6 protein-coding genes are annotated in these 15,706 nt (G+C 40.0%); 2 read left to right on the top strand and 4 right to left on the bottom strand.

The features are described from left to right. Positions 1–11: 11 nt before the first annotated feature. The 4 genes from EWZ81_RS06775 to EWZ81_RS06760 form a co-directional block, all read right to left on the bottom strand. Positions 12–2,453, bottom strand: coding sequence for a TonB-dependent receptor domain-containing protein (locus EWZ81_RS06775; RefSeq protein ID WP_165549449.1), 2,442 nt, complete (start codon positions 2,451–2,453; stop codon positions 12–14). Positions 2,454–2,635: 182 nt separating this feature from the next. Beyond that, positions 2,636–3,067, bottom strand: coding sequence for an L-threonylcarbamoyladenylate synthase (locus tag EWZ81_RS06770; protein ID WP_165549448.1), 432 nt, complete (start codon positions 3,065–3,067; stop codon positions 2,636–2,638). A 4-nt stretch (positions 3,068–3,071) separates the two neighbouring features. Next, on the bottom strand, positions 3,072–6,329 hold the full coding sequence (carB, locus tag EWZ81_RS06765; RefSeq protein ID WP_165549447.1) for a carbamoyl-phosphate synthase large subunit: 3,258 nt from the start codon (positions 6,327–6,329) through the stop codon (positions 3,072–3,074). A 98-nt stretch (positions 6,330–6,427) separates the two neighbouring features. After that, on the bottom strand, positions 6,428–7,120 hold the full coding sequence (locus EWZ81_RS06760) for a Bax inhibitor-1/YccA family protein (protein ID WP_001240271.1): 693 nt from the start codon (positions 7,118–7,120) through the stop codon (positions 6,428–6,430). A 144-nt stretch (positions 7,121–7,264) separates the two neighbouring features. Here EWZ81_RS06760 and gap point away from each other — a divergent pair, with 144 nt between their 5' ends. After that, positions 7,265–8,263: a type I glyceraldehyde-3-phosphate dehydrogenase gene (gene gap, locus EWZ81_RS06755; RefSeq protein ID WP_165549446.1), complete on the top strand. Its 999-nt coding sequence runs from the start codon at positions 7,265–7,267 to the stop codon at positions 8,261–8,263. A gap of 79 nt (positions 8,264–8,342) precedes the next feature. Continuing rightward, positions 8,343–15,527, top strand: a complete 7,185-nt coding sequence (locus tag EWZ81_RS06750) for a vacuolating cytotoxin domain-containing protein (protein WP_165549445.1) — start codon at positions 8,343–8,345, stop codon at positions 15,525–15,527. Positions 15,528–15,706: the final 179 nt, after the last annotated feature.

The raw sequence follows: 15,706 nt of genomic DNA, 5'->3' as shown, positions 1-15,706 counted from the left end.
TAGCTCCATTATTAAAACTTATAAGAAATTTCAAACCTAGCGTTAAAGCCAGGCTCTGCCATGCCCCTTGCGTATTTGTCTTGATTGGGTTCATCAGGGCTCATCACCGGGCTTGCTTGATCAATATATTGTTGGTTAAAAACATTGTTAAACACCGCATTCAAGCTCAACCCTTCAAGTTTTTTATAAGTAGGCTTGTAAGTGATAAAGAAACTGCTCACCCCATAACCGGGTTTATGCACATGAAAAATCCCAGGCGTTTTAGGGCAATCGCTAGGCCGTCTGTCAATATCCGTAGGGCCGTTGCGATAAGGGCTATAAGAACAATAACTCAAATCCGTAACAAAGCGTGAAAGCCAAGTGATGCTAAGCCCGGTGCGTGGGATCGTATAGCTTGCTGTTAAAATAAACACATTGCCGGTCGTGGCCGCCAATTCATACACATCAGCGATCAAACGCCCCTTTAAAGAAGGCCATGATCGCGCCACGCTCAAGCCTAAAGAAAAGCCCTTGTATTTAGCTGTCCCTGAAACTTCATAACCCGGCACATAAATAATATCTTGCGAGGGCAAGTTGGTTACAAAAAGCGTTGAAGAAAATTGATTGATATAATTAGAAATCAATTGGACAAAACCAGCGGCCCTAAAATCAAAATACTGACTGCTGTATTCGGTGTTAAATTCCGCATTTTGCCCAATTTCTGGCTTTAAATTGCGGTTATAGCGCAAATTGTCTTGACGCATCCACACCAAACCTCCAGGCATAGGGCCTCTAGTTACATACGCGTAAGAAAGCCTGAAATTCAAATTTTCTAAAGGCGAGACGTTTAAAGCCGCGCTCGGGCTAAACCCTTGGGTTACATGCAATTGCCAGTCTTTATCCACTAAAGTATAGACATCATAACGAGTCCCTGCCCCTAAAGTTACCATAGGGTATAAGGTGTAATTCGCTTGCGCATACACCCCAATCACATTCGCCGTAGCGCCATTCCGTTGGCAACGCCCGTTCATGTTAGGATCATTGGGGCTTGTAACCCTTAAGCACGCATCAGGGGCATCGCCGGGCTTGACTAATTCGCTATTAGGGATCGCTTTATCAAAAGTGGTTAAATTCTGGTAATTCAACCCGTATTCCAAAAGATTGTCATTTTTATGATCTATGGTGTGGATCATGTTCGCATTAAACCCAGAATTGATGATGAATAAATTTTTATTAGCGACCACAGAACCCCCTCCAAGGCTTTTAAAAGTGATAGAACAAGTTTGTTTAAGAGCGTCATAAATGCCCCCTTGCGCCACGCATTGATTTTCTTCACCTTGAGAGAGTTGCGGGTTTGGGGTGAAAGGAATGATAGTTGCTATATCGCTAGGTCTGAAAAGCGGATCAATTTGGACATTCCTAATACTCGTATAACCATTGATTTTTAGTTTAGGATCGCCAAAGCGACTCCCCCCTTCCCTTTCATAATTCAAACTCACGTTATGCACTAAATTGACGCTATAAGTTTTAAACAAACTGGCATCATTTTCAAACAAGCAATCATCAGGGTTTTGTTCGTTAGGGAAAGCGTTGAAATCGCCGCAAGAATAGGGTAAAAAAGTGCCGGTAAAATTCGCTCTTAAAGGGCGATTAGCATTATCTCTAGTCATGTTATAACTGAGCGTTAAAGTATCCCTTTCGCTCAAATAGCCATTGATCTTAGCCATCACATTGTTTTGCTCGCTAGGGCTTGCTGTAACTTTATTATCCGCTTTAGGGTCAAAAAGATTTTTCATCGCGTTATCCCCATCACGATAATAGAAAATATTTTGGTGCGTGTAATACAAAAGCGCATCAAAATGGTTGTTACGATAAGCGCCCATAATGGTTTCCCTGTCCCCAAAGTTGGTTAAAAAAGTTGCAGCCCCACTTATGGCGTAGTCTTTACCTTTAGGGATAAAATCGCCAGCACTCCTAGTCTCCATTTTGATCGCGCCAATTAAAGCCATAGGCCCCGCGCTCGCTTGAGCCGCCCCCTTAGTAACCACCACGCTTTTGAGCATTCCAGGGTCAATAATCGTATTGCCTTGATGCCCATAGCTTGCACCCATTTGCGCCGCGCCATCCACCGTAACCCTAGCCAATCTGTCTTCAATACCGCGCACGTAAATTTTTTGCGCTATCACCGCGCCACCGCCCACATTGATATTGGGGTTTCTTCTAAACATGTCGCTGATTTGGTTGGCTTGCCTTCTTTCTAATTCCTTACTTGAAATGGTTGTCTGGTTGTTGTAATTAAAGATTTTAGCCGCTTGAGTGGTAACCTTACCTAGAGTGTGTTGGGCGTTCTTTTCTTTTTTTCTTTCTGTCTTTTTTTCTTCTTTTTCTTCTTCTTTGGCCTCCAATTCAAACATTCCTAATAAGGACAAAAAAATAGAAAAACTACAATACTTTCTAAAACGCTTGTCATTCATTCCTAAAATCCTATTTATAATAATAATTTCTCTTAAAAAATAAAGGTGTTATTATAATCAAAAAAATATTACAATCACCTTAAAAGAGCTAGCCATTTTTAATAAACAAATGATAAACTTTTAGAAAAATCCCACAAAAACCCCTTTCAAAACGCACAGAATGCGAATTATAAAGGATAATTTTATCTTATTCTCACTTTTTTATCTTTATAGAGTTTGAATATTTTAGAGCTAATGCTTTCAAACAAACCCCTTTCATCGCTCACAATCACATCAGCGAGGTTGGAAGCGATTTCTTTATCATAAGCGCATTGGGTGAGGTTGGCTGAGGTGCTATAAAGCGTTTTAAAACGCTTTAAAAAATCCCCATGCCTGCCCCTAATCACACGAACGGCCTTAGAGTTAGGGTAAATAAAAGTGGTTTTAGCGCTTCTCCTGATGAGGTTTTTAAACGCGTTGGGCGCGCGCACCAGGCTTTTTAGGGTGCTAAAATCAGCGCTTTCTATTAAAACGCTTTGGTTTTTAGGGCGATTTTTTAAGGCGTTGAGCTTTTCGCTGTCTTTAGAAAGCAGTCCTATAGTGGTATCGCTTTGAACGAGATACACTAACGCCATCAAACTACTTTAAATAGTCTTGTAAGGCTAACAACTCGTCTTTTTGAGAGCTTTCTTCTAACGCTAAAATCAAGACTTCTATCGCGCTTAAAGTCGTGAAATAACTCACATGGTTTTTAAGCACAGAAGCGCGAATGAGTTTGGCGTCATCTTGAGATTTGTGATCGCTAGTGTTGATAGCCATGCTGATTTCCCCATTCATCATTAAATCCATGATATTAGGGCGGCCTTCAGAGATTTTAAGCACTTTTAAAGACTCCACCCCGGCTTTTTCCAAAGCTTTATGCGTGCCTTCTGTAGCGCACAATTCAAAGCCTAACTGAACCAAGCGCTTCATTAAAACGCATGCTTCTTCTTTATCCTTATCTTTAATAGAAACAAAAATAAGCCCCTTGTTTTTAATGGGGTTAAAGCAAGCCGTTTGAGCCTTGAAAAAAGCAAGCCCTAAAGATCTAGCAATCCCCATCACTTCGCCGGTGCTTTTCATCTCAGGCCCTAAAATCAAATCCGATCCATAAAGTTTATTAAAAGGGAAAACCGCTTCTTTTAAAGCCACAAAATGGGGCATTTTAGGCTTATAAACGCCTTTAGAATATCCTACGATATTTTTTTTATCATAAAACTTCAGGGCTTCTTTCAAGTCTTCTAGCACCATAACCCTAGTCGCCACTTTGGCTAAAGGAACGCCTAAAGCCTTGCTTAAAAAAGGCACGGTCCGGCTGGCTCTGGGATTGACTTCAATCAAATACAGCGAATTTTGATGCACAGCAAATTGGATATTCAATAGCCCTACTACGCCTAAATGCAGAGCGATTTTCGCGCTCACCCGCTCAATTTCATCTAAAATTTCAGGGTTTAGAGTGGAAGGGATAAAACACGCCGAATCGCCTGAATGGATTCCGGCTTCTTCAATATGCTGTAAAATGCCGGCAATATAAACCTCTTTTTTATCGCAAATAACATCCACATCTAATTCCACTGCTTTTTCTAAAAACTTATCAATGAGGAGCGGATTTTTAGGGCTAATCTCCAAAGAATGCGTAACGCTTTCTAAATAATGGTGCAATTCTTCAATATTTTCTAAAATTTGCATGTGTTGGCCGCCTAGCACATAACTAGGGCGCACAATAATAGGGAAACCAATCACATTAGCGATACTATAAGCTTCATCAATACTCTTAGCCATGCCATTTTTGGGCTGCTTAATGTCAAGCTCTTTTAAAAAGAGGGAAAATTTTTCCCTGTCTTCTGCAATATCAATCACTTTAAAAGGCGTGCCAATAATGGGGGCTTGCATTTTAGCTAGATCTTTAGCGAGTTTTAAAGGGGTTTGTCCCCCAAAATGCACGATAATGCCATCCACGCGCTCCCTTTGAATGATAGTCTTCACGCACTCAAAATGAATGGGTTCAAAATAGAGCGTATCGCTGGTATCATAATCCGTGCTCACCGTTTCTGGATTGCAATTGAGCATGACGCTTTTAATGTTCAAATCTTTCAAAGCAAAGCTCGCATGCACGCAACAATAATCAAATTCAATGCCTTGACCGATGCGGTTAGGCCCAGAGCCTATGATTAGGATTTTCTTTTCTTTCTTTTCTTGTTTGTTTTCAATAGGAGGCAAAGGATTGGGGGCATAGGTGGAATACCAATAAGGCGTGAGCGATAAAAACTCCGCCGCGCAAGTGTCCACTTCTTCAAAATTGGGCGCGATTTGTAAATTAGATCTAGCTAATTCCACTTCAAAAGGACTGACCTCTAAATTTTCATTTTCTTTGATTTTAGCGGCAATCCTGGCATCGCTAAAGCCTAAATTCTTAAGCCCTCTTAATTTTTTGGCGTCCGTTAAAACGCTAGAATTGATGCCCTCTTCTGCTTTGACTAGCTTTTGGATTTGAGATAAAAACCACCTGTCAATCTGGCACAATTCAAACACTTCATCCACGCAAACGCCGAGCCTGAACGCATCAGCGATATAAAGCAAGCGTTTGGGATTGGGCCGGCGGATTTCCTTTTTGATCGTTTCTAAATCTTTGCTTAACGATTCAAACCCTAGCCAATTGTTTTCCAAAGAGCATAGTGCTTTTTGTAGGGCTTCTAAGAAATTCCCCCCTATCGCCATCACTTCGCCAATGCTTTTCATAGAAGTCCCTAAAGTGCTAGAAACACCGGCAAATTTTTCAAACGCAAAGCGAGGGATTTTCACCACGATATAATCCAAACTAGGCTCAAAACTCGCCGGGGTGTTGGTAATATCGTTTTGGATTTCATCTAAACTAAAACCCACCGCAAGCATGGTAGCGACTTTTGCGATAGGAAACCCGGTCGCTTTTGACGCTAGTGCGGAGCTGCGACTCACTCGTGGGTTCATTTCAATCACAACCATTCTTAAAGTCTCTGGGTGGATAGCAAACTGCACATTACTCCCGCCCGTATCCACGCCAATTTCTCTCAAAATCGCAAAGCTCGCATCGCGCATGCGTTGGTATTCTTTATCGGTTAAGGTTAGGCTTGGAGCGATCGTGATGCTATCGCCGGTATGAACGCCCATGGGATCAATGTTTTCAATGCAACACACGATGATGCAATTATCCTTGCTGTCTCGTATGACTTCCATTTCATATTCTTTCCAACCTAGCAAGGACTCTTCAATCAAAATTTCATTAATGGGCGAAGCGTCTAGGGCGTTTTTAACCAATTCTTGAAACTCTTCAATATTATAAGCGACCCCACTCCCTCCCCCAGCCAGCGTGAAACTCGCTCTGATAATGGCTGGAAAGCCAATTTCATTAATAGCTTCTAGGGCTTCTAACTCCGTGTAAGCGTAACGCCCTTTAGGCAAATCCATCCCGATTTTTAACATCGCTTCTTTGAAAGCCTGCCTGTCTTCGCCTTTTTTAATCGCTTCAATCTTAGCCCCCAAAAGCTCCACGCCTTCTAACATGCCCCTTTGGTGCATTTGCATGACCGCATTCAAAGCGGTTTGCCCGCCCATTGTGGGTAAAATAGCGTCAATCTTTTCTTTTTTAATGATAGCGGCGATATTTTCTGGGGTGATGGGCTGGATATAAGTTTGATGAGAAAATTCAGGGTCAGTCATCACGGTGGCCGGGTTAGAATTGATTAAGATCACTCTATAACCTAAAGATTTTAAGGTTTTACAACTTTGAGTCCCTGAGTAGTCAAACTCACAAGCCTGTCCGATCACAATAGGGCCTGAGCCTATCAGTAGAATGTTGGAAATATCGGTGCGTTTAGGCATAACTAATCCTTAAAGAAAGAATATAAACGAAGCGTTATCAATATTTTAAAATATTTTTTATTAGGTTTTTGCGTGGCGTCCCCCCCTATTTTTTCAAACTATTTGTCTCTGTCTGAAAAAATACCAATGATTTGCAGGATAGAAATGAAGACATTCAAAAAGTCTAAATACAAGCTCACCGCCGCATCAATGGGGCTATCATACATGCCTTTAACGATGTTTTGAGTGTCATAAGCGATATAAAGACTGAATAAAATCGCACTCGCTCCCGCAATGACAACCTGGAACATGGGGCTACCCAAAAACAAGTTAATGAGCGAACACACCACCACCACAATCAAAGCGATAAAAAGCATTTTACCCATATTCGCTAAGTCGTTTTTAGTCTTAAGGGCATACACGCTCATCAAACCAAAGACAATAGTTGTCATGCCCAAAGCTTGCCAAATCGCTCCTAAACCAGCTTTTGCAATCACCATGCCCAACAAAGGCACTAGCGTAACCCCTGATAATGAAGTGAAAGCAAACAGCATGAATAGATTCAATCCGGGTTTGGATTTAGAAAACATCAAACCAAAAAACGCCGCAATTTCAGCGATAAAAAACACCCATTTATACTGCACTACGGCTTGAAAGTTCATTAAACCCAGTAACGCCCCAATAGTCGCTAATAACAAACTGCCTGCAAAGAACTTGTAAGTCGTTTTAACAAAACCCACCAGCTCGCTTTCATGCAATAAAGAATCTTCTGCATACGCATTACGAGAATTCGCTCTGTCATACAATGCCATGTTTTACTCCTTGAATTTCAACTCAATAAATAATTTTAATTAACCCTACAGCTAGGTCCAATATAATAGCGCAAAATGTAGTAAAATACCAAACAAAACCCCCTAAAATTGAAATTGAAGTCTGAAAATAGGATAATAGTTACCATGAAAATTTTTATCAATGGATTTGGCCGCATTGGGAGATGCGTTTTAAGAGCGATTTTAGATCGTAGCGATACAAACCCTCATTTAGAAGTGGTAGGCATCAATGACCCTGCTAATTGGGAAATTCTCGCTTATCTTTTAGAGCATGACAGCGTGCATGGGTTGCTTAATAAAGAGGCGCGTTACTCTAATGGTAAGCTTATTATCGGCTCGTTAGAGATCCCTGTTTTTAATAGCATCAAAGACTTGAAAGGCGTGGGTGTTATCCTAGAGTGTTCAGGGAAGTTTTTAGAGCCTGAAACGCTAGAAAATTACCTTTTGCTTGGGGCTAAAAAGGTGTTATTATCCGCTCCCTTTATAGGCGAATACGATGAAAAACAATACCCCACTTTGGTGTATGGGGTCAATCATTCTCTCTATCAAAACCAGGCCATTGTTTCTAACGCCTCTTGCACGACTAACGCTATCGCGCCCATTTGCGCGATTTTAGATAAAGCTTTTAAGATTAAAGAAGGCATGCTAACGACCATTCATAGCTACACGAGCGATCAAAAACTCATTGATTTGGCCCACCCTTTAGACAAACGGCGCTCCAGAGCGGCTGCAAGCAACATTATCCCCACCACCACTAAAGCCGCTTTGGCCTTGCATAAAGTTTTACCCAATCTCAAAAACAAAATGCATGGGCATAGCGTGAGGGTGCCTAGCCTTGATGTGTCCATGATAGATTTGAGTTTGTTTTTAGAAAAAAAGGCCTTTAAAGATCCGATCAATGATTTATTGATTACAGCTTCCAAAGGGGTTTTAAAAGGCGTGCTAGAAATAGATTTAAAAGAAAGGGTGAGTTCTGATTTCATTTCTAATCCTAGTAGCGTCATCATCGCGCCTGATTTGACTTTCACGCTAGAGAATATGGTCAAAATCATGGGGTGGTATGATAACGAATGGGGGTATTCTAATCGTTTGGTGGATATGGTGCAATTCATGTATCATTATTAAGTCATTTTGCGAATCTTTTTGAGTTTGTTTAACATCAAATTGTATAATGTGGGATTTAATAAAAACGATTGGAGTTTTAATGGCGTTTAAAAAGGCCAGATTGATTTCTAAGTTTATTTCAAAGGGATCTTTCAAATTGAATAAGATCTCAAAGAAAATTTTCACATTGAATCAAATCTTAAAGCGTGAAAAGCCCTTAAAACGCCATAAAAAAACAAAATCCATTAAAAAGCCCTTTAATAAAAACAAATCTTTTTTAAAAGCTTCGATTTTATTGATAGGAGCGTTAGGGGGATTATCCCACCTAAGGGCTAACGAATGCCGTTATTGGTCATGGTCGTCTTGGAGTTATCAAGACAATATTGAAAGCGGTCCTAATTCACCCACGCACAACTCTTATTGCCTTTTTAGTAGCGCTCAAGGCTCTGGGACTTATTATTTAAACACTCTTACCACTTATAGCGCTGGTGGGGCTAGTTTCACGCAAAAATTCAATAATGGCACGCTTGATATAGGGGGGAATATCCGCTTTGGAGGCACAGGTATTAATGGGGGTGATGTCGGCTATATCACAGGCACTTATGATGCGGCTAACATTTACTTGACAAGCCATTTAACAACCGGAAACTCCTATTCTGATGGCGGTGGGGCCACGCTCAATTTTAACGCGGCCAATAATATCACTATCAATCAAGCGAGTTTTGATAACAGCGATGCAGGGACACAAAAATCTTATATGAATTTTAAAGGCTCTCAAATTAATGTCAGTGGCTCTAGCTTTAAAGATGACACTGATGGGGGCTTTAGTTTCAGCGGTAATAGTAATAACAGCACCATCTCCTTTAATCAAACGAACTTCAATCAAGGCACTTATAATTTTAGTAACAGTGCCACTTTAAGCTTTGGTAATAGTAGTTTCAATCAAGGGACTTATCACTTTAACAGCACCCAATCCACTTTTGAAAACAGCAATTTCAATCAAGGGACTTATAACTTTAATGACAGCGTAAGCTTTAATAATAACACCTTCAATCAAGGGACTTATAACTTTAACACCAGCAAGGTGAGTTTTTCAGGCATCAACACTTTAAATTCAAGTTCGCCTTTTGCTAGCCTTAAAGGCAGTGTGTCTTTTAATTCTAATGCGATCTTTAACCTCAATCAAACCCTTAATAATAATCAAACCTATGACATTCTCACTACAAACGGGGCGATCCAGTATGGGGTTTATCAAAGCTATTTGTGGGATCTAATCAATTATAAGGGCGATAAGGCTATCAGCCATGTTGAAGTGGGTAATAACACTTATGATGTAACCTTTGACATTGACGGGCAAGATGAAACCTTACAAGAAACCTTTAGCAACCAATCCATTACCACTCAATTTTTAGGCGATGATTTACAACAAGAAGCCCAACAAACCTATCAAGAAGATCTCACCAATTCCCAAAACGCTTTGAATAAGGTTACTAGCGACAACACGATCGCAAATAACGATACAAGCTACACTCAAAGCAAAAATGCTACTGTAGCTAAAGACGCTCAAAGTTTAGAAAACACCAACCAACAAATCCAAAAAGATGAGCAAGCCTTAGAAAAAGATTTAGCTCAAATCAAGCAATTAGCCAACTCCACCACAGGCTTTAACGAACAAGCTTTCACTCAAGCTCAAAAACAAGAACAACAAGATGAACAAACCTTACAAAACGATGAAAACGCTTTTAATACGGAACAAGAGGGATTGGAACAAGCGATAGCTAACGCTAAGCATGCCAACCCCACACCAAGCCCCACCCCTACTCCTACAAAACACACAGCGCCAAACACTCCCCCTAGTCAAGTTCCGCCCACGCCTACTCAAAATCCACCTGCAGAAAGCGTGTGGAGTGGGGTTTATTGGCTTCAAAACAAAACTTACTCAAAACAAGGCATTTATTATATTGATCCCAACCTTTCAGGACAGAGCGGTCAAAGCGGCAACACGCTCAGCACTTATACAGCTAATTTGTTAGGAAGGAGTTTTAGCGTTAATATCCAAAATGGCACTTTAGTTATAGGGAATGACACAGAGAGCGTGAATGATAACGGGTTGATTTGGATAGGGCATGGAGGCTTTGGTTATATTACCGGGACTTTTAATGCGGCTAACATTTACTTAACCAATAATTTTAAAACCGGTGAAGGCGTTTCAGGCTCAGATGGTGGGGGAGCGAACATCACCTTTAAAGCAAGCGATAATATCACTATGGATGGCTTGAATTACAATAACGCTGAAACCGTTACTAAAATGATTCAAACAGGGGCCAGTCAGCATTCCTATACCGCTTTTGACGCTACCAATAATATCAGTGTAACCAATTCCAGTTTTAGCGATATGACTTGGGGGAAATTCAGTTTTAGCGCTAAGAGTATTTCGTTTTCTAACGCTTCGTTTAGCGGCTTTACAAACCCTGGAGGATCAAGCGTTATTAGCGCTAACGCTTCTAATTCTTTAAGCTTTACAGATTCTCGCTTGAATGGTGGGGCAATCTATAATTTGTGGGCTAATAGCCTTATTTTCAATAACACGCAAGCGGTTTTTAATGTCTTGTATTCTAGGGGGACAAGCAATTTTAACGCCACCACACAGCTTTTGGGCAACACGAGTTTTACGCTTAGCTCTCAAAGTTTGCTGAATTTTAATGGCGATACAACCTTGCAAAACAACGCTAATATCACGCTTGGCAATAAAAGTCAAGCCGCTTTTAAAAATTCTTTAACGCTTGATAACAATTCTAATTTAAGCTTAGACAATCAAAGCGTTTTGAATGCGAATGGCGCAAGCGCTTTTAACAATCAAGCGAGTCTCAATATCTATAATGGGAGTCAAGCGACCTTTAATGACCTCTTTTTTAATGGCGGGACACTCAGTCTTAACGCTAGTAGCAAGCTCAACGCTTCTAACGCTAGTTTTTCAAGCAACACCACTATCAATTTAGACGATAGCGTTTTGAATGCGAATAACGCAAGCTCTTTAAACGCTAATATCAATTTTCAAGGTGCAAGCCAGGCTAGTTTTGGAGGCAACACGACTATTGATACAGCAAGCTTTAATTTTGACAGCGCAAGTTCATTGAATTTTAATAACCTTACGGCTAATGGGGCGTTGAATTTTAATGGTTATGCGCCCTCTTTAACTAAGGCTTTAATGAGCGTTAGCGGGCAGTTTGTTTTAGGGAATAATGGGGATATTAATTTATCTGACATCAATATTTTTGACAACATTACAAAATCTGTAACCTACAACATCCTAAACGCTCAAAAAGGGATTACTGGCATTAGTGGGGCTAATGGCTATGAAAAAATCCTTTTTTATGGCATGAAAATCCAAAACGCTACCTATAGCGATAATAACAACATTCAAACTTGGTCGTTTATAAACCCTCTCAATTCTTCTCAAATCATTCAAGAGAGCATTAAAAATGGGGATTTAACCATAGAAGTTTTAAATAACCCTAACTCGGCTTCTAACACTATTTTTAATATCGCTCCTGAGCTTTATAATTACCAAGCTTCTAAGCAAAATCCTACCGGTTATAGCTATGATTATAGCGACAATCAAGCAGGCACTTATTACTTGACAAGCAATATTAAAGGTCTTTTCACCCCTAAAGGCTCTCAAACGCCTCAAGCCCCAGGCACTTATAGCCCGTTTAACCAACCTTTGAATAGTTTAAATATCTACAATAAGGGTTTTTCTAGCGAGAATTTAAAAACGCTTTTAGGGATCCTTTCTCAAAATTCCGCCACCTTAAAAGAAATGATTGAATCCAACCAATTAGACAATATCACTAACATTAATGAAGTGTTGCAACTCTTGGATAAGATTAAGATCACCCAAGCGCAAAAGCAAGCGCTCCTAGAAACGATCAACCATTTGACTGACAACATCAATCAAACCTTTAGTAACGGGAATCTCGTTATAGGCACTACTCAAGATAATGTTACAAACTCTACCAGCTCTATATGGTTTGGGGGCAATGGTTATAGCAGCCCTTGCGCGCTAGATAGCGCCACTTGTTCTTCTTTTAGAAACACTTACTTGGGGCAATTATTAGGCTCAACTTCCCCTTATTTGGGCTACATTAACGCTGATTTTAAAGCTAAAAGCATTTATATTACCGGAACAATTGGAAGTGGTAACGCCTTTGAAAGCGGAGGGAGCGCGGATGTAACCTTTCAAAGCGCTAATAATTTAGTGTTGAATAAGGCTAATATAGAAGCTCAAGCTACAGACAATATCTTTAATCTTTTGGGTCAAAAAGGGATTAATGAAATCTTTAATCAAGGGAATTTAGCGAATGTTCTCAGTCAAGTGGCTATGGAAAAAATCAAGCAAGCCGGCGGTTTAGGAAACTTTATAGAAAACGCTCTAATCCCTTTGAGTAAGGAATTACCCGCTAGCTTGCAAGATGAAACCTTAGGCCAACTTATAGGTCAAAATAACTTAGATGATTTATTGAATAATAGCGGAGTCATGAATGAAATCCAAAATATTATCAGTAAAAAACTAAGCATTTTTGGCAATTTTGTTACCCCATCCATTATAGAAAACTACCTTGCTAAGCAGTCTTTAAAAAGCATGCTAGACGATAAAGGGCTTTTGAATTTTATCGGTGGGTATATAGACGCTTCTGAATTAAGCTCTATTTTAAGCGTGGTTTTAAAAGATATTACTAACCCCCCTACAAGCTTGCAAAAAGACATTGGTGTGGTAGCGAACGACTTGTTGAACGAGTTTTTAGGACAAGATGTTATCAAAAAGCTAGAAAGTCAAGGATTAGTGAATAATATCATTAATAACATTATTTCTCAAGGTGGGTTAAGCGGCGTTTATAATCAAGGTTTAGGGAGCGTGTTGCCGCCCTCTTTACAAAACGCGCTCAAAGAAAACGATTTAGGCGCTCTTTTATCGCCTAGAGGCTTGCATGATTTTTGGCAAAAAGGGTATTTTAACTTTTTAAGCAATGGCTATGTTTTTGTCAATAACAGCTCTTTTAGCAACGCCACAGGGGGCAGTTTGAATTTTGTCGCTAACAAGTCTATTATCTTTAATGGCGATAACACGATTGACTTTAGCAAGTATCAAGGCACATTGATTTTTGCTTCTAATGGTGTTTCTAATATCAATATCACCACCCTAAACGCTACGAATGGCTTAAGCCTTAATGCGGGTTTGAATAACGTGAGCGTTCAAAAAGGGGAAATTTGTATCAATTTAGCCAATTGCCCTACAACCAAAAACAGCTCTTCTACAAACTCTAGCGTAACCCCCACTAATGAAACTTTAAGCGTGCGCGCTAATAACTTCACTTTCTTAGGCGCAATCACCTCTAATGGGGCCATTGATTTGTCTCAAGTAACAAATAATAGCGTTATAGGCACGCTCAATCTCAATGAAAACGCGACCTTGCAAGCCAATAATTTAACGATCACCAACGCTTTTAACAACGCCTCTAACTCTACGGCCAATATTAATGGTAATTTCACCTTAAACCAACAAGCGACTTTAAGCACTAACGCCAATGGCTTGAATGTCATGGGGAATTTTAATAGCTATGGCGATTTGGTGTTTAACCTTAGCCGTTCAGTTAGCCATGCTATCATCAACGCTCAAGGCAATGCGACAATCATGGCTAATAACAATAACCCCTTAATCCAATTCAACACTTCTTCAAAAGAAGCAGGCACTTACACGCTGATTGATAGCGCTAAAGCCATTTATTACGGGTATAACAACCAAATCACAGGAGACAGCAGCCTAGATAATTACCTTAAGCTTTATGCGCTCATTGATATTAATGGCAAGCACATGGTGATGAGCGACAACGGCTTAACTTATAACGGGCAAGCCGTGAGTGTTAAAGATGGCGGTTTAGTTGTAGGCTTTAAGGACTCTCAAAATCAATACATTTACACTTCCATTCTTTATAATAAAGTGAAAATCGCTGTTTCTAATGATCCTATCAATAACCTACAAGCCCCCACTTTAAAACAATATATCGCTCAAATTCAGGGCGTTCAAAGCGTGGATAGCATTGATCAAGCTGGAGGCAACCAAGCGATTAATTGGCTCAATAAAATCTTTGAAACTAAGGGAAGCCCTTTATTCGCTCCCTATTACTTAGAAAGCCATTCCACAAAAGATTTAACCACAATCGCTGGAGACATTGCTAACACTTTAGAAGTCATCGCTAACCCTGATTTTAAAAATGACGCCACTAATATTTTACAGATCAACACCTACACGCAACAAATGAGCCGTTTAGCCAAGCTCTCTGACACTTCAACCTTTGCTAGTGCTGATTTTCACGAGCGATTAGAAGCCCTTAAAAACAAGCGATTCGCTGATGCGATCCCTAACGCTATGGATGTGATTTTAAAATACTCTCAAAGGAATAGAGTTAAAAATAATGTGTGGGCGACAGGAGTTGGAGGGGCTAGTTTTATTAATGGAGGCACTGGAACTTTATATGGTATCAATGTAGGGTATGACCGATTCATTAAGGGCGTGATTGTGGGGGGTTATGCCGCTTATGGGTATAGCGGGTTCCATGCAAACATCACTCAATCAGGCTCTAGCAATGTCAATATGGGCGTTTATAGCCGAGCGTTTATCAAAAGAAGCGAATTAACCATGAGCTTGAATGAGACTTGGGGATACAATAGAACTTTCATCAACTCCTATGACCCCCTACTCTCAATCATCAATCAGTCTTACAGATACGACACTTGGATGACTGACGCTAAAATCAATTATGGCTATGATTTCATGTTTAAAGATAAAAGCGTTATTTTTAAACCCCAAGTAGGCTTAAGCTATTATTACATTGGCTTGTCCGGTTTAAGGGGTATTATGGATGATCCTATTTACAACCAATTCAGAGCCAATGCTGACCCTAATAAAAAATCCGTTCTAACGATCAATTTTGCCCTAGAAAGTCGGCATTACTTCAACAAAAACTCTTATTATTTTGTGATTGCGGATGTGGGCAGAGACTTATTCATTAATTCTATGGGGGATAAAATGGTGCGTTTCATCGGTAATAACACCCTAAGCTATAGAGATGGTGGCAGATACAACACTTTTGCTAGCATTATCACAGGCGGGGAGATAAGATTGTTCAAAACCTTTTATGTGAATGCGGGCATTGGGGCTAGGTTTGGGCTTGATTATAAAGATATTAATATTACCGGAAATATTGGTATGCGCTATGCTTTTTAATGGTATTATTAAACTTGTTTTTAACAAGCCCAATTCATAGCAGGATCAACCATGCAATTTCAAAAAACCTTATCTTCTTTATCTCTACCCTTATCTCTATCTTTATTTTTATCTTATTGTATCGCTGAAGAAAATGGGGCGTATGCGAGCGTGGGGTTTGAATATTCTATCAGTCATGC

It is taken from the genome of Helicobacter pylori (assembly GCF_011140715.1).
In the GTDB taxonomy this organism is placed as follows: domain Bacteria; phylum Campylobacterota; class Campylobacteria; order Campylobacterales; family Helicobacteraceae; genus Helicobacter; species Helicobacter pylori_DA.
This window is presented reverse-complemented; position numbering and strand designations above follow the sequence as displayed.

Bases quoted from the DNA above. Each gene is read 5' to 3' on its own strand.
- EWZ81_RS06770 (WP_165549448.1), bottom strand. From the start codon at position 3,067: ATGGCGTTAGTGTATCTCGTTCAAAGCGATACCACTATAGGACTGCTT.
- EWZ81_RS06775 (WP_165549449.1), bottom strand. From the start codon at position 2,453: ATGAATGACAAGCGTTTTAGAAAGTATTGTAGTTTTTCTATTTTTTTG.
- gap (WP_165549446.1), top strand. From the start codon at position 7,265: ATGAAAATTTTTATCAATGGATTTGGCCGCATTGGGAGATGCGTTTTA.
- EWZ81_RS06760 (WP_001240271.1), bottom strand. From the start codon at position 7,120: ATGGCATTGTATGACAGAGCGAATTCTCGTAATGCGTATGCAGAAGAT.
- carB (WP_165549447.1), bottom strand. From the start codon at position 6,329: ATGCCTAAACGCACCGATATTTCCAACATTCTACTGATAGGCTCAGGC.
- EWZ81_RS06750 (WP_165549445.1), top strand. From the start codon at position 8,343: ATGGCGTTTAAAAAGGCCAGATTGATTTCTAAGTTTATTTCAAAGGGA.